An 18,448-nucleotide genomic window follows, 5' to 3' on the forward strand; every position below is an offset into this window, starting at 1 on the left:
TTTATCTCGTTTAAATTCGGATGTGGAAGGCGAGTTTCAGGATGGCGCGTGCGGATTTCCGCATTGGCCTTTGCATTTCATGCGGATTTATGCACACATTCACCGATGCTTGAGCAGCGTCATCGAGAGAAATCGGTCAAGGTTCCCCCGTTCGCACGGTCAACCTGGCCCGTCTTTGGCCTGGCAGCCACCGCGCTCCTGATATCCGCTCTTTATGCGGCCGGTCACTACGGCCGCAGTTCCGCAGTCGCAGCGCTCATTGCACAGGGCCACGCCGATGCAAATCTGAAGGTTGCGCTGTTGCGTGCGGTGCTCGAAAGACCGCGCGCGCTTCCTCTGCTTCTGGCCGAGGACCAACAGGTGGTCGGCGCGCTCGCATCGAGAGACGCAGAAGCGGTCGATGCCCTGGACCGAAAACTGGAAGGGCTCGTGGCCGGCACCCACGCCTCCGTTCTCTACGTCACAGGCAGGGATGGTATCGCGGTGGCGTCCAGCAACTGGCGCGAACCCTTGAGCTTCGTCGGCAACGACTATTCGTTCCGCGAATATTTTCAACGGGCGATGGAGAACGGAACGGCAGAGCACTTCGCCTTGGGTAGCGTCAGCAAGCGCCCCGGACTCTATATCTCGCGGCGCGCCGAAAACCAGGCCGGCGCGCTCGGTGTCGTTGTGGTGAAGATGGAATTCGACCAGCTTGAAAGCGATTGGCGGGATGCAAACCGTCCCGTCTATGTCACCGACGCCAATGGTGTCGTTTTGATCACCAGCATTCCCTCCTGGCGCTTCACGACGGCTGCGCCATTGCCGGCAGAGCGGCTCGGCGCCATCCGCCAGAGCCTGCAATTCGGCGACGCCCCTTTGACGCCTCTGCCGATCGTGCGGCAGCAACCTCTCTCCGACGACGCATCGATCGTTTCGGCGGTTTTGCCGGGAACAAGCGAGGGCGAATATCTTCGCCTTCTGACGCCGGTCGCCTCGACATCCTGGCGCCTTGAATATCTGGTGCCGACCGAGCCGTCGGTCGCGGCTGCGGTACGCGAAGCGCGGCTGCTTGCACTTGCCGTGCTCGTTCCGATTCTGGCGCTGATCGCATTCCTTCTGAGGCGGCGGCAGATGATCACCATTCGCATCGCCGCGGAGAAAACCCTGCGCGAAGAGCTCGAACGTCGTGTCACGGAACGAACCGTCGATCTGAGCCGCGCCCGGGACCTCCTGCAGGAGGAGATTGCCGATCACCGCAGTACTGAGTCAAAACTACAGGTGGTGCAGCAGGAGCTCGTGCAGGCAAACCGCCTGGCGATCCTTGGCCAGGTTGCGGCCGGGGTCGCCCATGAGATCAACCAGCCGGTCGCGACAATCCGCGCCTATGCGGACAATGCCCGTATCTTCCTGCAGCGGAATCGGAAAGCCTCGGCGGAGGAAAATCTCGGCGAGATCGCAGCGCTGACGGAGCGGATCGGCATGATCACCGAGGAGCTCAAGGCCTTCGGACGCAAGGGACGAACGCCGCCCGAAGCCGTCGATCTGCGGAGTGCCATCGAAGGCGCGGTCGTTCTTTTGCGGAGCCGCTTCGCCGGACGGCTCGACATACTCGCGATCGATCTGCCGCCGCCTGGCCTTGCCGTCACCGGCAATCGCATCCGGCTCGAACAGGTACTGATCAATCTTTTCCAGAATGCCTTGGAAGCGCTGGAAGGCCGGACCGATGCAAGCGTCAATGTCTCCGTGGAGACGCTGTCGGACGAGGTTGTGATCCGCGTCTCGGACAATGGCCCCGGCATTGATCCGGCAATCAGAAGCTCGCTCTTTTCACCATTCAACACGTCCAAGGAAAAGGGTCTTGGACTTGGTCTGGTCATTTCGAAGGATATCGTCGCCGACTACGGCGGTCGCATCGAGGTCGAAAGCGGCGAAACCGGCACGACTTTCATTGTCTATCTACGCAAGGCGGTATCATGAGCAATCCAACGCCCGTCATTCTAGTTGACGACGATGCCGATCTTCTCAAGGCTACCGCCCAGACGATCGAGCTTGCGGGCTTTACGGTCTCTCGATTTTCGAAGGCTTCCGACGCGCTCGTCCGGATCGACGATAGTTTCGCGGGCGTCATCGTTTCCGACATCCGCATGCCCGAGATCGACGGGCTGCAGCTCTTCGACCGCGTCCGCAAGCTCGATCCGGACCTTCCCGTCATCCTGATGACCGGCCATGGCGACATACCGATGGCCGTCAAGGCGATGCAGGATGGCGCTTACGACTTCATCACCAAACCTTTCCCCGCGGACCGTCTGGTGCAGGCCATTCGCCGGGCTGCAGAAAAACGGCGGCTGATTCTGGAGAACAGGACACTCCGCGATGTGGCCGAACAGGCACGCGACGACCTGCCGCTCATCGGCCAGACCGTCGCCATGGAGCGGCTGCGCAGAACGCTTCGCCAGATTGCCGATACCGACGTCGACGTTCTGGTGACCGGAGAGACGGGCAGCGGCAAGGAAGTCGTTGCCAATCTGATCCATCGATGGAGCCGGCGGTCGAAGGGCAGTTTTGTCGCGCTCAATTGCGGCGCGCTTCCCGAAACCATCATCGAAAGCGAATTGTTCGGCCACGAGCCCGGCGCTTTTACCGGAGCGCAAAAGAAGCGGATCGGCAGGATCGAATATTCGAGCGGCGGCACGCTTTTCCTCGACGAGATCGAAAGCATGCCGCCCGCCACGCAGATCCACATGCTGCGCGTCCTGGAAGCGCGTGAAGTGGCACCTCTCGGCACCAATGAGACACGGCCGATCGATCTGAGGGTCGTGGCCGCCGCCAAGGTTGATCTCGGCGATCCCTCGCAACGCGGCGCATTCCGTGAAGACCTCTATTACCGGCTCAACGTCGTCACCATCTCCATCCCGCCGCTGCGTGAACGGCGCGACGACATCCTCCTCCTGTTCGGATTCTTCTGCGAACGGGCCGCCAAGCGGTTCAACCGCCAAACGCCCGCGCTGTCATCTTCTACCCGCCATCACCTCGAAACCCATCATTGGCCCGGCAACGTCCGCGAACTGTCTCACTTCGCGGAGCGTTTCGTCCTCGGGCTTGCAGGTGACGACGACAGGGTGGCGGTGTCACCTGATGTGGGCACCCTCACATTGCCCCAACGCCTCAATCAGCATGAAGCGGAAATCCTCCGGGAGACGCTGGCCAGCAACGGAGGCGATGTCCGCCGTACGATCGAGGCGCTCGGAATTCCGCGAAAGACCTTCTACGACAAGCTCCAACGGCACGGGATAGAGCGCGCCTCCTTCGACCAGGGTGTCAAGCCGGCCCGATAGGGTTCAAGCCGCAGGCAGGCTCTATCGGTTCGCGCGGTACGCACGGGGCCACGTCAGCGATAGACCGCGGCACAAAAATAGGCCAACTTGCTGCCATCAAGCAGAAGCATGGCCATCCTTCATCAGCCGGAGAACAAGAGGCGCGAAAGAGCCCTACTCAGCTACTGATCGGCGGTCATCAACGATGGTGGAGGATGAATGGCTGGTCGTCTGGACGGTAAGGTCGCGCTCATCAGTGGCGGCGCGGGCGGATGCGGGCTTGCCGCGAGCGAGCTTTTTGCCCGGGAAGGTGCTGCGGTCGGGATCGTTGATCTCCCGCATAGCAAGGGGGCGGCCGTCGCCGCTCGCCTGCGTGAACAGGGTATGAAGGTTGCGTTTGCACCCGCCGACGTTTCCGACGAATTGCAGGTGAAACAGGCGGTAGACGCGATTTCCGGCGAACTCGGACCGATCACCGTGTTGTTCAATCATGCCGGAACGATCATCGTCCGGCCGTTCCTCGAAACCTCGGTGGAGGACTGGGATCGGCTGATGGCCATCAATGTCCGCAGCATGTTCCTGATGACGCGTGCCGTCCTGCCGCACATGATCAAGGCTGGCGGCGGGTCCATCGTCTGCACGTCGTCGATCTCGGCGGTCGCCGCCACACCGATGGAAGTTCTCTACGATACGACCAAGGGCGCGTGTCACATGTTTGCCCGGGCGATCGCGGTCGAGTTTCGCGACCGCAACATCCGCTGCAACGCCGTCTGCCCCGGCTTCATCCAGACGCCGCATGGTCAGAAGGAGGTCAAGGAACTGACCCGTTACGGGGTGGACGTCTCGGATGCGGCGATTGCGGCCCAGCAGGGCAGGATGTGCCGGCCGGACGAGGTGGCCAAGGCGGCTCTCTACCTTGCAAGCGACGATGCCAGCTTTGTCAGCGGCACCCATCTGTTTGTCGACAACTGTTTTACAGCGATGTGAGGGGAAAATGGCTCTGGAAAAAGGCGGCCTGTGGCGTAACTGGGTCGGCAATCAATACTGCGTTTCGCAATTCAAGGCATCGCCGGAAACGGAAGCCGAAGTGGCAGAGCTTGTCCACGAAGCCGACAGGCGTGACCTGGCGGTGCGTGTTTCGGGCTCGGGGCATTCCTTCACGCCCGTCGTCGGCACCAATGGCCTGCTGCTGTCGCTCGCAAACCTGCGCGGCGTGCAGAATATCGACCGCGAGCGAAAGCAGATCACCGTCGCCGGCGGCACGCGCATCAACGAAATCGGCGGGACGCTGAAGGAGCACGGTCTTTCGCTGGTCAACCAGGGCGACATCGACAGCCAGGCTGTCGCCGGCGCGTTTACGACCGGAACCCACGGTACGGGGATCAAGCTCGGAAACCTGGCCTCGTCGATTGCCGGCATGCGTATCGTCACCGCCACCGGAGACATCCTCGATATCGACGGTCGCGACAGGGACAGGCTGCATGCGGCCCAGGTTTCGGTTGGTACACTCGGCGTTATCTCTTCGCTGACGCTCAACGTCATGGACACCTATAATCTGCACGAACGTCTCTGGCGGGACGATTTCGAGACCTGTATGGAACGCCACGATGAGCTGGCTTCCAGGCATCGCCATTTCGGTTTCTTCTGGTGCCCGACGCCGGAAAGCCGCCATCTCTATTGCCTTGCCGACACGTCTGCGGTGTCGAGCACGAACAAGCTGGCCGATGTCTGCGAGATGAAGGTCATGGACATGACCGACGCAGCACCGATGGAAAGCGAATTCGAGAAAATTGCCTATAGTTCGGAAGTTTATCCCATCGAATACGTGCCGAATTTCGTCGAACTGGAATACGCGGTTCCGCTCGAGCACGGCAAGGCCGCGGTGAGGGCTGTCCGGGATCTGATGCTCAACAAGCACACCAACTGCATCTATCCGATCGAATACCGGTTTACCGCGGGCGATCCGGCCTGGATGAGCCCCTTTCATCACCAGGACAGTATCACCCTGTCGGTGTCGGGTGGTCCGGGTATCGATTACTGGCCCTTCCTGAGGGACGTCGACCAAATTCTTGGCAGGTACAATTCTCGGCCGCATTGGGGAAAGATGCATTTCCTCGACACCGACGACGTCACAAGGCTTTACCCCCGCGCCAAGGAATTTCGAGCGCTCCGACGGGATTTGGATCCGAAAGGCCGGTTCCTGAACGACCACTTGAAGATGTTGTTTGGATAAGGATCAAGCGCCTAGGCAGCGGCAGCCTTGGACGGTTTGAGGCCGAGAATGCGCACTGCGTTATCGTGGAAGACCTTTTGCTTCGTGGCGGCACTCATCTCGATCTCATCGAGAAGTTTCAGGCAGACGGCCGGATCCCAGCAGGGATAGTCCGTACCGTACATGACGTTGTCGGCGCCGAAATAGTCGATCGCGAACTTCTGGCCGGCGGAATGCGGCGAAACCGTATCGGTGAACATCTGGTGCAGGTAATGGCTGACCGGCTTGGTCAGGCCGGCGGTCTTTGAATTTTTGTCCATGCGGCCGGATTGGTATGGCAGCGCGCCGCCCGTATGCGACATGACGATCTTGAGGCCCGGGTGACGCTCCATCATGCCGGAAAGGATGAGCCGCGACGCTGCCGCGCTCACTTCGACCACGCGGCCGAGGCTCAGGTGCAGGGCATCATTATAGCCCTGCATCACGTCGGCGAAAACCGCATCGGTCGGATGCAGGAACATCGGCAGGCCAAGTTCCGCGACCCGCTGGTAGAAGGGTTCCAGCCGGACATCGTCGATCATGCCCTCCTTGCCGACGCTGCCGGGCAGGTTGACCCCCATCAGACCAAGCCGGTTGACCGCATCGTCGAGCACTTCGATCGCAACTCGCGTATCGACCAGCGGAATCGCCGCAGAGGCCCAGACGCGGCCGGGATAACGCCGCTGCGCCCAGGCCATTTCCTCGTTCCAGGCCAGCGCCGCGTCGCGGCCTTCCTCGACCGGCAGTTCCGAAAAGTAGATCGACAGCGGGCCGATCGAGCAGACCACCGAAATGTCATGGCCGAGACTGTCCATATATGCGAGCTGCTCGTCGAGATCGAACCATTCCTTCCAGCTCGCCACCGTGCCGCGGCGCCCATTGGCGCCGTGATAGGTATAGCCGCCGCGCGCATTGACGACGGCCCTTGGAAAACCTTCGCGCTTCAGAAGCGGTTCGAAAATCGACCGCGGCCACCAGTGGAAATGGGAATCGATGATTTTCATGAGACTATCCTTGGATGTTCTTCAACGGTTGCTATCGACGCGCCAGGAATCGGTCCTGCTTTCCAGGAACGACAGGATCTGCGTCAGCAGCACACCGAGCACGACGACGATGACGATCGACACCATCATCTTGGTCGTCTGCATCAGCTGGCCGTAATAGGTGATGGCGTAGCCAAGGCCGGCATTGGCGCCGAAGAGTTCGGCGACCACGACACCGGTCAGCGCCCGGCCGACGCCGAGGCGAAGGCCGGCCATCATTACCGGCACGGATCCCGGCAATGCAACACGCAGGAAAATGTCGAGCGGCTTCGCCCCGAAGGAACGGGCCGCGCGGGCAAGGTCGCGATCGGTATTCTTGATGCCGGACAGGGTGTTGGCATAGATCGGCGTCAGCGCGAAAAGGAAGGCGATCGCGATGATCGTCGGCCGGCCGTATCCGAGCCAGGCGACGAAAAGCGGATAGAAGGCGACGGTCGGCGCCGAATATTTGAACCAGATGAACGGTTCGAGCGCCGATTCCACATCCGCAAACCAGCCGGCCAGCATGCCGAGGACAATACCGACCACGGCGGCAAGACCGAGCGACCAAGCGAAGCAATAAAGCGTCGCCGCCACATTGGTGGCGACCGAACCATCTTCGAACTGAGCCATGAATTCCACGGCAACTTGGCTCGGCGTCGAGATGAAGAACGGATTGATGAAGCCGGTGTCGACGGCGATCTGCCAGAAAACCACGATGCCGATCATCGAGAGGGTGCCGAGCACGAGCGCCTGACGGCGATAGAAAAGTTCGGCGATCATTTCGACCTCCAGTCGCGGACCTTGTTCTCCACGGAGCGGACGATGACGGTCAGCGTGTAGCCGAAGGCGCTGACGATCAATGCATAGACGAGCAGGCGGTCGATACGCATGGCGGAACCGTAGAGATTGAGCTGGTAGCCAATGCCGGCCTGCGACACGAAGAGTTCGCCGACGATGACGCCGAGCACGGCACGACCGACGGCGAGCCTGAGACCCGTCAACAGCGCCGGCAGCGAACCCGGCACCAGGACGCGGGTGAAGATGTCGAACCTGGTCGCACCGAACGAACGCGCCATCCGGATGAACCGCGGATCGGCTTCGCTCATGCCGGCCATGGTGTTAAGGACGATCGGGAAAACCGCGCCGAGGAAAACGACGGCGATCTTCGGGGCCATATCGATGCCGAGCCAGATCACCATGATCGGCAGCAGCACCAGCGTCGGGGCGATATAAAGCGCCATCAGCGGCGGATCGATCAGGTAGCGGGCGATCTTCGAGGTGCCGAGCAGCACGCCGAGCGGAATGGACACCACGATCGCCAGCGCGAAACCGGCGACGAACTCTGTCAGGCTGATGCGGGCGTGATAGAGGAAATTGTCATTCCGGAAGATATCGATCGCCGCGAAGAAAACCTCAGTCGGGCGGCTGGTGAAACGGCCATTCACCCAGCCCATGGTCGGGGCGATCTGCCACAGGACAAGAAATGCAAGGACGGCAAGCGTCCCGATGATCGCCGAGCGGGACGGACACAGGAAGGAGAGGGAAAGCTGTCGGGTTTCCGCCGGTCCAGCGGTTATTTCTGCCGATCTCATGCGACCTCCTGCACCAGCTGCATGCTGGACATGTCTTCCGCCAGATGGGCGCGCAGCCGCTTGCGCAATTCGTGGAAGTCCTCGCTGTCGAGGATTGCCTCGTTGCGCGGGCGCGGCAGGTCGACCTTGATCACTTCCTTGATATGACCCGGATTGCGGCCCATGACGACGATCTTGTCGGCAAGGAAGATTGCTTCGTCGATATCGTGGGTGACGAACAAAGCCGTTTTCTTGGCGCGCTCCCAGATGCGCAAAAGCTCGGTGCCCATGATCTCGCGGGTCTGGGCGTCGAGCGCCCCGAACGGCTCGTCCATGAGCAGCACTTCGGGATCGACGGCAAGCGCGCGGGCGATGTTGACACGCTGGCGCATGCCACCGGAAAGCTGGTGGGGATGATAGTCGGAGAAGCGGCCGAGGCCGACGAGGCGGATCATCTGCATGGCCCGCTCGTTGAGGTCGCCGCCGCTCCAGCGCTGCATTTCGAGCCCGAACTTGACGTTGCCACGCACCGAACGCCAGGGAAGAAGAGAGGCTTCCTGAAACACCACCGCGCGGTCAGGCCCCGGACCATCAACCGGCTTGCCGTCGATCTCAATCGAACCACGCGTCAGGCCGACGAGCCCCGCGACTGCCATCAGCAGTGTGCTCTTGCCGCAACCGCTGGAGCCGACGATGGTGACGAACTCGCCCTTTTCGACCGACAAGGCGACACCGTCGACGGCAGAGAACACCTCATTGCTCTTTGGTTTGCGATAGTCGATTCCGAGATCGCGGATTTCAATCTGCGCCACTGCTTTCTCCTCCTGGAGCGGGCCTCCGCCCGCTCTCGTTATATTGTCATGCAGATGGAAGGCTCACTTCGGCTTCCACTCGTTGTAGGTATCGTGGAACGTGCCGATCCAATACTTGTCGACCGGCATGGGCTGCTTATAGGTGCCGTTCATGATGCCGACATCCCAGAAGGCCTTCATACCCGCATCGCTCGCCAGACGGCCGTCTTCGAAGATCTCGTCGATGAAGTCGTCATAACCGCGGTTGAGGTAGGTTTCCTCGAGACCGAGCTTGGAGGCCAGGAGCTTGACCGATTCTTCCTTGTGGGCCTTGGACCACCGGACAGCCTTGGCAAAGCCGCGCAATACGGCCTTGATGGCATTCGGATCGTTCTTGATGAAATCCTCACGCGCATAGAAGCAGTGGAACGGGAAATCCGGCGCAATCGACTTCTGTTGCAGGATCAGGTTGAAGCCACGATCGGCCGCCATGAACTTTTCCGGCGTCGCGAAGATGTTGACTTCGAGCTGGCCGGCTTCCATCGCAGCGAGACGCGGCACGGAGCCGCCGCCCTGGACGATCTGCACTTCGCTCTTCGGATCGATGCCCTTGGTCTTCAGCGCATAACGGGTCAGGAAGTCGGTCGAGGAACCGAAGGTCGAGATACCGAAACGCTTGCCCTTGGCGTCTTCGAGCGTCTTGATCGACGGCACTGAATACCAGTCGAAGACGGCCATGTTGAAGCCGCCGTAGAAGATCTTCACGCCCTGGCCGGTTTCGACCCCGACAAGCGCTTCCGAGAACGCGCCAACGCCGATATCCACGGCGCCGGCGACCATGCCGCGCACCAGGTCCGTGCCGCCCTTGAAGGCGACGATCTTGACGTTGATACCCTCTTCCTTGAAGAAGCCCTGTGCATCGGCAACATAGATCGGCAACAGGGTCGAGGTATTGAGCGGCAGGCCGATCGTAATGTCCTTCTTCTCGATCGCCTGGGCGCTCGCCGCCTGAAAGGACAGCGCGGCAAATGCCGCCGCTGTCGCCATGGTTTTCAGAAATTTCAACATTCTCTCCTCCTTGTGACGCCGACACTCCCTGCGGCATCTGCTTTTCGTTAATTCCAGTGTCCCTTCAGGTCGCTTCGCTCCTCGGGAAAGAGGCGTCCGTAAACTTCAGCAGGAGGCTGCGGGCCTCCTGAACGGCAGCCGCGCCGGCTTCGGCAAGCGTGGCTTGGAGCCGCTGCAATTGCCCCACCGTGGTCGCGGGAAGGCTGTCGATCTTGCGGTCGAGCATCACCTGAGCGTCCTCACGGGTAGTCTGCGGCCAGACGGCCTCGTGTGTCTGTCCCTTTGCCGAGACGACAACCCGCGCTGGCCAACCTTTGCCGGCGAGCGTGTCGTCGGCCGCGATCGTCACGCGCTTGGCAAAAGCCATGACTTCCGCATTGAAGGGACGAGTGCGGTCGACATCCATCATCCGTGCGGGCTCGAAAGCGGCAATGCCGAGCTGCAGGCCGAGATGAGCGATGGTCGACAAACGATCTTCGGCAACAAGCGGCCGGCTGACGACCGGAGCCGCGACCGGTGGCAGAAAAACTTCGATACTGTCGACGGTATTGGGGTCGACACCCTTCTCCAGCAGATAACGGAAAGCCTGGATCGCATTGACGCCCTGGCGGGCGGAGACGAAGGGCTTCATCCCGACCCCTGTGATCGCCAGCGGATCGACATGGTTAGGCTCCAGGGCAACCGCTGCCGCCGCTTGTCCTTTCATCCAGCTTGGAGACAGCAGTTCGAGATCGCCCTTGATGCCGGCCTTCGCGGCAAGCGCTGCCCGGATACCCTTCAATGTGGCTTCGCCGATCACCAGCCAGCGGGCCGACGGCATGCCGGAAGGGCGACCGCTGCGTCCCGAACTGCCGGCCATGGACAGCACCAACGCCTGGGCAACCTGTTCGTCCGAAAGACCAAGCGCAATCGCCGCGCTCACAGCCGCGACGGGCCGGCGCTGCGAACAGGCCCGGCCAGGTTTCCGGCAAGGCCGAAACGCCGCCGACGGCCTCCGACAGCGCCAAACCGACGGCATGGCCAGCGGCAACGGCCTTCGCATAGGTCTCATGGTCCTGCGCGAAGATCAGCCCAGCCGGCACCGCCATGGCACCGGGCGTCGCACAGGAAGGCACGTGGATCGCGTCCCATTCGGTAAAACGGATAACCGCCGACGCGCCCGCAGCAGAGGAGACTGCGTCGCCGGCACCGGTCTCGCGATAGAAGGCGAGGAGTGAAGAACCTTCGGTCGCACCGGCACCGGCCGCCAGGCATGCCAGCGCGTCGACGGTATGGAGGTTGACGGGATCGCGGAGTTTCTGATCTCCGCCATCGATCGTCAGGAGAAGGGAAACGAGGTCGCGTGCGTTCATTCAGCCGCCTCCCGCATTGAACTATTGCCAAGCCCGACTGGACGCGACGCGACGATCGTCTCGCCATCGAGGGTGAAGGCCGTCGTTAGGATGCCGTAGGGGACCGGCGCGGCAAGCGGCGTTTGCGCATCCGCCACGACCTTCAGCGGCCGGGTGCCGTGCGGCGCTTCGAGATGCCAGTCGATCAGCTCGGCGCCATCCGGCAGACAGAAAGCCGAAATCGAGCCATTGGCCGGAAAGGCGGGAGACACCCTGTCCAGCTCGGCGCTCACGGAGGCAAGGCGCGCGGCGATTTCGGAAACGGCGGAGAATGTTTCGATCCGGCGAACCCAGACGCCGTTATAGGCGATCGACAGGCGCACCGCAAAGGTGCGGCCGAGTTCTTGCCTGCCGGTGCGGATGAAACGGCGATCCTTGGAAAGATCGGGCGCGACGGCGACGTAACATTCCTCGGCACCGGCAAGCCGCACGGCTCGCTCGACCGGGCCGGTGAAATCGCCGGCATATCTGCCCTTGATATCCCCCGCCTTGAACGCCTCGCGGGCGATTTCGTCCGTGCGGCGCACGAGATCGAGCTCGGCGCGATCCGCCTGGCCGCGAACCGCCGTGAAGAGCTCCGCCGCATCGGAGAGTTCGACGGGCAGGACGGAGAGAATTTCATCGACCACGCCGCCGGGCATGCGGTCGAGTTCGACCACACCGAGGCGCTTGGCACCGACCTTTGCGAGCCGTTCCCCGGCGAGCTTGCCCGGGAACGGCGAGTGAGCGACTTCGAAAGTCGGGGCCACGGATTTGACCCACTCGCCGACGCGCTTCGACAGGGCGGTCAGGAAGATCGGCAGGCCGTCGCGCAGCACCAGGACAAGGCCATCCGACCAGTAGGGCGTGAAGCCGGAAACATAGGTGACACCGGCCGAACGCACATGGTTGGTATAGATCAGCACACCGTCGAGACCGGCAGCGGCGATCGCCTGCTGCAGGCGCATCTGCCGGGCTTTTACATCGGCGAGGGAGAGTTCTTCCTCGCGCCACAGGATCAGACCGTGTCTCATGCCGCTACCCTCCGGGCGCCGACCGAGAAGAGAGCTCGCGCGGCGTCTTCGTCAGGATTTCCGGACCGTCGGCACGGACGATCAGCGAGTCGCCGTGCACGAAATAACCGATCTCGGGATTATATGTGTTCGGATGCACGATCATCGACATGCCTTCCTCGATCACCGTGTTCACATCTTCGAGGATATGCGGCTTGGTATCCGGGAAAAGGCCAAGCCCGTGGCCGCGCACGCGGGTATATTCGCTGGTCACGTATTCGCCCAAATCATGGGCGCGAAAAATGTCGTTCTCTGCCCGGGCGATATCGGCCGCGGTCACGCCGGGCCTGACCACCGCAAGGCCGGCCTCCAACGCGTCGTTATAGATGCCAAACACCTTGCGCTGCGCCTCATTCGGCTCACCGATGACCAGCGTGCGGCAGATCTGGACGTAATAGCCGTTGACACAAGGGGTAAGCTCGGTCGTCACCAGGTCGCCGGGCTTCAGGATCTTGCCGAGCGGCGGCGCCATGCCGCGTACTTCCGGACCGCCGACGCCGATGATCATGAAATTGTCATCGACGCCTTCATTGCGGAAGAAGGACTCGATCTCGGCAATCAGCTCATAGTCCTTCTTGCCGACGGCGGCGGCATTGCGGAACACGGTGTAGCCTTCATCCGCCAGCCGTGCAGCGCTGCGCACGGCATTCAGCTCATCAGCAGATTTCACCATCAGCAGGCGATCGACCAGAGCCGTCGCGTCTTCGAAGCGCAGGTCGCCGCGCTGGGCGGCAAGCCCGTAGGGCAGATGCCGCTTCGGGCCGGCGGCGATGCGGCTATTGCCGAGTCGACCGATGACGCCGGACACCGTGCCGATCAGGTCGTCCGCAACGACGGTCTTGACCTCGGGGCATTCGACCGCGGCGCGTTCGCCTTCCAGTTCGTCATCGAGATAAAGGGTCACGTCACCGTCACGGGTGACGACCGCCAGGCCCTCGCCTTCGAGAATGCCGAAATCGGCGGCATAACGCAGGTAGTCGTTCTGCCAGGCATTGCCGTAGAGCACGAGGCCGTCGAGCCCCGCCTCCAGCATCGCCTCGATCAACCGTTTCTTGCGGATTTCGCCGATCATCGCCATGTCCTCAACCGTTCACTGCGAGACGCCGCGGCATCTGCGGTTCGGCATAGCCGTAGTCGCGGACTGCCGCTTCTCTGGAGACCAGACCATTGGCGATATCGTCTTCCAGATCGGTGCGTGAACGCTTGGCCGGATCGCCGTAACCGCCACCGCCGGCGGTGAGGAAGGTGATGCGATCACCCGGTGTGAAGTGAACATCGGTCGCCTTGTTGACCCGCAGCTGTGTGCCGTCGGCGCGATCGATGATCGCCACGCTGACCTCGCCGGTATGGCCGCCATGCAGACCCCAGGGTGGGGTGACGGTGCGGTCGAAATTGATATTGCCGCGGCAGGCGCGCAGGCAGCGATAGGTGAGCTCGATGCCGAGGCCGCCGCGATGCTCGCCGGCGCCACCGGAGTCCGGACGCAGCGCATGTCGTTCAACGATGAACGGATACTTGATCTCCTGCAACTCGACCGGCGTGTTGCGCACGTCGCCCTGGCAGACCGAGACGGCCGCGGATTCGCCGTCCTCATGCGGGCGACCGCCCCAGCCACCGCCAAAAATGTTCATCAGCAGGAAGCGCGAACCGTCGTCGTAGAAGCCGAAGAAGGAACAGCCGCCCATGTCGCCCTTGTGGGCGGCCGGGATCAGTTCCGGCACGGCCGGCGCCAGCGCCTTGAGGATCGTGTCGATGACCGTCGGCAGCGCGATGCTCCACTGGCCGAGTGCTGCCGGCGGACGGGCCGAGAGAATCGTGCCGTCCGGCAGGTCGACGTTGAGGGCGCGGAAGCAGCCTTCGTTGACGTCGAGCTCAGGCGAGGTGAGCGCCTTAAAGGCGACGCGGGCCGCTGCAATGCCGCCCGAACGGCCGGAATTCAGGGGGCCGTTCACCTGCGGGTGCATGCCATGGAAATCGACGGTGATGGTCGAGCCGGACACGATCACCTTGACGGCGATCCTGAGCGGCGTCGCGAGATCGCGGCCATCGTTGTCGAGGAAGCTTTCAGCCGAATAGGTGCCGTCCGGAATGCGTTCGATCACCTGCCGGGCGGCTTTGTCGGTCTGGTCCCAGATGGTCTCGACGCAGCTTTCCACGACGCCGCGGCCATAACGGGCGACCAGTTCGGCATAACGCTTGGCGCCGATCTGGCAGGACGCGACCTGGGCACGCAGGTCGCCGAGGCTGGCATCCGGATAGCGGATATTGTCCTGGATGATCTGGTAGAGCGTGTCGTTGAGCTCGCCGGCCTTGTAGATCTTCAGGGACCGCATCTGCAGGCCTTCGGAGTAGATGTCGGTGGTCGCGTTGGAGCCGAAACCCTGGCGGCCGCCGCCGATATCCACCCAGTGAGCGCGGTTGGCCGCAAAGCCGATCAGTTCACCGTCATGGAAGCAGGGCGCGTAGACGACGACATTGTTCAGGTGCTGGCCGCAGATATGGCCATGGTTCATGACGAGGACGTCGCCCTCTTCGAAACCCTTCAGCCCGTATTTCTTGATCCCGTCCTCGACGGCGATGCCGAGGTCGGCGAGGAAGATCGGCAGGCCGCCGCGGTTCTGGGAAATCATCCGGCCGGTCGTGTCGATCAGGCCGCAGCAATAGTCGCGAACTTCGTAGATCATCATGTTGTAGGCGGATTTGCAGAGCGCCTCGGCCATCTCGTCGGCATAGGCGACGATCGCATTGCGGACGACTTCAACGGTGATCGGATCGTTCTTGGTCGGGGTCATGTTCTTATTCCTCGCTCTGCCTGGCGAGCGTCACCAGCAGATGGCCTGCCTCGTGGACAACCACTTCGTCGCCGGGATGGATCAGGATGGTGGAATTCGGTTCTTCGATGACGGCAGGTCCGGTAAGCTTGAAGCCAGCCGGCAACGCCGGGCGCCAATAGATCGCCGTCTTCAGCGGCTTTGCCGGATCGTCGAACACCACGTCGCGGCTGCCGACTTCGGCTTCCGCTTCCGGCTCCCATGGACGGGACAGCCATTCCTCGGCAACGTTGTCGGTGCGGGCGGCGGTCAGGACCAGGCGCAGGCTGACGATTTCGAGTGCTTCGGTCGGCGCCGACTGGCTGTAGCGGCGGTCGTGCTCGGTATCGAAACGGCGGCGGACCTCACTGGTATCGCCAGACAGCATGCCGGTATTCTCGATCGGGATCGAGATCGCATGTTCCTGGCCGACATAACGCAGATCGGCGAAGAAGCGGTGATCCGCCTCGTTTTCGACGATGCCGTCGCGCTTCATCTGCTCACGGCCGCTGGCGACGAGTTCGGCATAGACCTTTTCGACGCCGGCCTCGGAAAGTTCGCCGACGCGGCCGATGAAAGTCTGCACGAAATCCTGGCGCCAAGAGGCCATCAGCATGCCGAGCGCCGAGAAGGTGCCGGGCAGTTTCGGGATGATCACCAGCGGAATGTAGATCTCGCGGGCGATGGCGATCGCATGCAGGGGGCCGGCGCCACCGAAGGCGATCATTGCCGTATCGCGCGGGTCGATACCCTTGTTGATCGAGACGGCGCGCACCGACAGCGACATGGAGCTATCGGCGATCTTCGCCACGCCGAGCGCTGCCTCGACCGGATTGAGCTTCAGCGTGTTGCCGACCTTGTTCAGCATTGCCTGTTCGGAAGCCGCCTTGTCGAGCGGCATGCCGCCGTTCAGGAACCGCTGCGGATTGATGCGGCCGAGGATCAGGTCGGCGTCGGTGACGACCGGCAAGTCGGCTCCCTTGCCATAACAGGCAGGGCCAGGATCGGCGCCGACGCTCTGGGGACCGACGTGCAGACCGCCCGCATTGTCGACCCAGGCGATCGAACCGCCGCCGGCACCGACTTCGACAATGTTGACAACTGGCAACTGCATCGGCTGGCCGTCAGCCTCTTCGCCGATCACGTAACCGGTTTCGATAGCAGGCGCTCCATCGGTGATCAGGCTCGACTTTGCGGTCGTGCCGCCCATGTCGAAACCGATACAGCGCTTGAGGCCGAGCAGCTTGGCCAGACGTCCGGCGCCGATCATGCCGGCAACCGGGCCGGATTCCATCATCGATACGGGCTGTTCCTGCGCCTGGCCGATCGACATCACGCCGCCGTTCGATCGCATGATATGGATCTTTCCGTCGAAGGCGCCGGAGCGGAGATAGGTTTCGAGACGCTTCAGGTAACCTTCGACGCGGGGGCCGACAAAGGCGTTGAGCGCAGTGGTCGAGGACCGCTCGTATTCGCGATATTCGCGCAGGATTTCGTGCGAGAGAGTCACGAAGATATTCGGCAGCGCCTTGCGCAGCATGTCACCGACGCGACGCTCGTGGTCCGGATTGGCCCAGGAATGCAGCAGGCAGATGGCAACGGATTCAACACCGGCGGCCTCGATCTCGGCGATGACGGCGGCGACCGCCTTCTCGTCCAGCGGGTCCTGAACCTCGCCGGAAGCAAGGATACGTTCCGGAATTTCGAAGGTCAGGCTGCGCGGCACCAGAGGCTGCGGACGCTTGAAAAACAGGTTGAAAGCCTGGATGCGGTTCGAGCGGCCGATCGCATAGACATCGCGGAAACCGCTCGTAGTGATCAGCGCGGTACGGGCGCCCTTGCGCTCCAGCACCGTGTTGATGGCGATCGTCGAGCCGTGAAGAATCTCGTTAAGCTGGTCGGGATCGCAGTTCGCAAGCTCGAGGCTGCGGGCGATGCCCTGGGTCGGATCGGCAGGCACGGTCGAGGTCTTCGACGTTACGATCTTGCCGTCGACATAACCGACGAGATCGGTAAACGTGCCGCCAATATCAATTCCGACAATATTCATGCGTCCTCCTGTCCGCATGGAACCCATGCGGAATGCTTTAATCTTTGCGGATTGGGCCGAGACCTCGGCAGCGGTGGCAGGAACACTCCGGCTGACGTTAAAGCGCCAGGCTCCCAGTGAGATTGTTCATGTCATTCCTCATCCTCGAACAGCATTTGATCCATTCGAACGGTAACTAGCAACGGGTTTGGGGGCTTTAGGTTTGATAGCCTATAGGCTATAGGTTATCACCATGTTCAATATCACGCTCCGACGCATGGAAGTCCTGGTTGCAGTGGTCGAGGAGGGGAGCTTCGCGGCTGCCGCCGACCGTTTCGGTATCGCACAGCCATCGGTCAGCGCGCATATCATGGCGATCGAGAAGGAAATCGGCGGGCAGATTTTCGTGCGGCGCCGGGGCCGCAAGCCGCTGCTGACCGAGATCGGCCAAAGCGTGCTGCAACATGCGCGCGAATTCCTGGCCGAGGCCGACGACATGCGCGCGGATGTCGTGAAAATCCGAGGCGAGACCGGTCAGCAGGTGATTCTATCTTGCCAGCGAAGCCTCGCCAATTTTGTTCTGCGAAAAGATCTGACGGACTTTGCTATCGCGCGGCCGGATATCCAGCTCGTTCTGAGGATCGGCAAACAGGAGGATGTTTTTTCCGAGGTTCGCGATGGCGTGGCCGACGTCGGCTGCTTTCTGGGCAATGAAGACCTTCGCGGCGTCCGGGCTGAAACCATCGGCCGGGAGAAACTGGTTCTCATCGCCGCGCCAAACCACCCCCTTGCCCACCGTAAGCGCGTCAAGCCGCAGGACGTGGCACGTTATGACTTCGTAGGCCCTCCGCCCTCTTCGCTGTTTGGACGCGGCGTCTCGAAGCTCCTGGCGAACGCTGGTATCAGCCACGTGAAGGTCGCGGCGCAGGCGACCGAGTACCAGTTCCTGCGCGAGTTCGTTGTTGCCGGTGTCGGCATTGCCTGTTCGCTGGAACGAAGCGTAGCGGCTGATCTCGAGCGCGGCGAGCTGGTCAAGGTCGATCTGGCCGGAGATGAATTGGGCTTCGATGTACGACAGATCGCTTCAATCCGCCGCCCTTTGTCCAAGCCTGCCAGTGACTTGATGGATTTCCTTCGCTCAAGACACCAGGCGCCCGGTTAACG

General features: G+C 61.9%; 15 protein-coding genes. 5 read left to right on the forward strand and 10 right to left on the reverse strand.

What is annotated here, in order from left to right; translation table 11 throughout:
* Positions 1-105 precede the first annotated feature (105 nt).
* From ACZ9IU_RS26095 to ACZ9IU_RS26110, 4 genes are all read left to right on the forward strand, one after another.
* Positions 106-1,959, forward strand: coding sequence for a sensor histidine kinase (locus ACZ9IU_RS26095; protein WP_040125105.1), 1,854 nt, complete (start codon positions 106-108; stop codon positions 1,957-1,959).
* Positions 1,956-3,317, forward strand: a complete 1,362-nt coding sequence (locus ACZ9IU_RS26100; RefSeq protein WP_040125103.1) for a sigma-54-dependent transcriptional regulator — start codon at positions 1,956-1,958, stop codon at positions 3,315-3,317. Before ACZ9IU_RS26095 ends, ACZ9IU_RS26100 begins: the two co-directional genes overlap by 4 nt.
* Positions 3,318-3,515: 198 nt before the next feature.
* Positions 3,516-4,283, forward strand: a complete 768-nt coding sequence (locus ACZ9IU_RS26105; RefSeq protein WP_040125100.1) for an SDR family NAD(P)-dependent oxidoreductase — start codon at positions 3,516-3,518, stop codon at positions 4,281-4,283.
* A gap of 7 nt (positions 4,284-4,290) precedes the next feature.
* Positions 4,291-5,529, forward strand: a complete 1,239-nt coding sequence (locus ACZ9IU_RS26110) for a D-arabinono-1,4-lactone oxidase (protein ID WP_040125098.1) — start codon at positions 4,291-4,293, stop codon at positions 5,527-5,529.
* Between the two features lie 11 nt (positions 5,530-5,540).
* Here the strand turns inward: ACZ9IU_RS26110 and ACZ9IU_RS26115 are convergent, their stop codons facing one another.
* The 10 genes from ACZ9IU_RS26115 to ACZ9IU_RS26160 all read right to left on the reverse strand — a co-directional run bounded on the left by ACZ9IU_RS26115 (position 5,541) and on the right by ACZ9IU_RS26160 (position 17,305).
* A complete protein-coding gene (locus ACZ9IU_RS26115) occupies positions 5,541-6,551 on the reverse strand; it encodes an amidohydrolase family protein (RefSeq protein ID WP_040125096.1) in 1,011 nt (336 codons plus the stop codon).
* Positions 6,552-6,572: 21 nt separating this feature from the next.
* Positions 6,573-7,352, reverse strand: coding sequence for an ABC transporter permease (locus ACZ9IU_RS26120; protein ID WP_040125094.1), 780 nt, complete (start codon positions 7,350-7,352; stop codon positions 6,573-6,575).
* Entirely contained in the window at positions 7,349-8,164 is an 816-nt protein-coding gene (locus ACZ9IU_RS26125; protein ID WP_040125092.1) for an ABC transporter permease, read from the reverse strand. The genes ACZ9IU_RS26120 and ACZ9IU_RS26125 overlap by 4 nt, the downstream gene beginning before the upstream one ends.
* Entirely contained in the window at positions 8,161-8,955 is a 795-nt protein-coding gene (locus ACZ9IU_RS26130; protein WP_040125090.1) for an ABC transporter ATP-binding protein, read from the reverse strand. The genes ACZ9IU_RS26125 and ACZ9IU_RS26130 overlap by 4 nt, the downstream gene beginning before the upstream one ends.
* A gap of 63 nt (positions 8,956-9,018) precedes the next feature.
* Positions 9,019-10,002, reverse strand: coding sequence for an ABC transporter substrate-binding protein (locus ACZ9IU_RS26135; protein ID WP_040125088.1), 984 nt, complete (start codon positions 10,000-10,002; stop codon positions 9,019-9,021).
* 64 nt (positions 10,003-10,066) lie between these two features.
* A complete protein-coding gene (locus tag ACZ9IU_RS26140) occupies positions 10,067-10,822 on the reverse strand; it encodes a hypothetical protein (protein ID WP_498957809.1) in 756 nt (251 codons plus the stop codon).
* Between the two features lie 528 nt (positions 10,823-11,350).
* A complete protein-coding gene (locus ACZ9IU_RS26145) occupies positions 11,351-12,406 on the reverse strand; it encodes an aminopeptidase P family N-terminal domain-containing protein (protein WP_040125083.1) in 1,056 nt (351 codons plus the stop codon).
* 4 nt (positions 12,407-12,410) lie between these two features.
* Entirely contained in the window at positions 12,411-13,517 is a 1,107-nt protein-coding gene (locus tag ACZ9IU_RS26150; protein WP_498957810.1) for a M24 family metallopeptidase, read from the reverse strand.
* A 10-nt stretch (positions 13,518-13,527) separates the two neighbouring features.
* Entirely contained in the window at positions 13,528-15,237 is a 1,710-nt protein-coding gene (locus ACZ9IU_RS26155) for a hydantoinase B/oxoprolinase family protein (protein ID WP_051900524.1), read from the reverse strand.
* A gap of 4 nt (positions 15,238-15,241) precedes the next feature.
* Entirely contained in the window at positions 15,242-17,305 is a 2,064-nt protein-coding gene (locus ACZ9IU_RS26160; protein ID WP_051900523.1) for a hydantoinase/oxoprolinase family protein, read from the reverse strand.
* A 232-nt stretch (positions 17,306-17,537) separates the two neighbouring features.
* On the opposite strand from ACZ9IU_RS26160, the gene ACZ9IU_RS26165 reads away from it, so the two are divergent.
* Positions 17,538-18,446: a LysR family transcriptional regulator gene (locus tag ACZ9IU_RS26165; RefSeq protein ID WP_040125078.1), complete on the forward strand. Its 909-nt coding sequence runs from the start codon at positions 17,538-17,540 to the stop codon at positions 18,444-18,446.
* Positions 18,447-18,448 lie beyond the last annotated feature (2 nt).

The sequence above is a fragment of the Mesorhizobium sp. USDA 4132 genome (assembly GCF_056279545.1).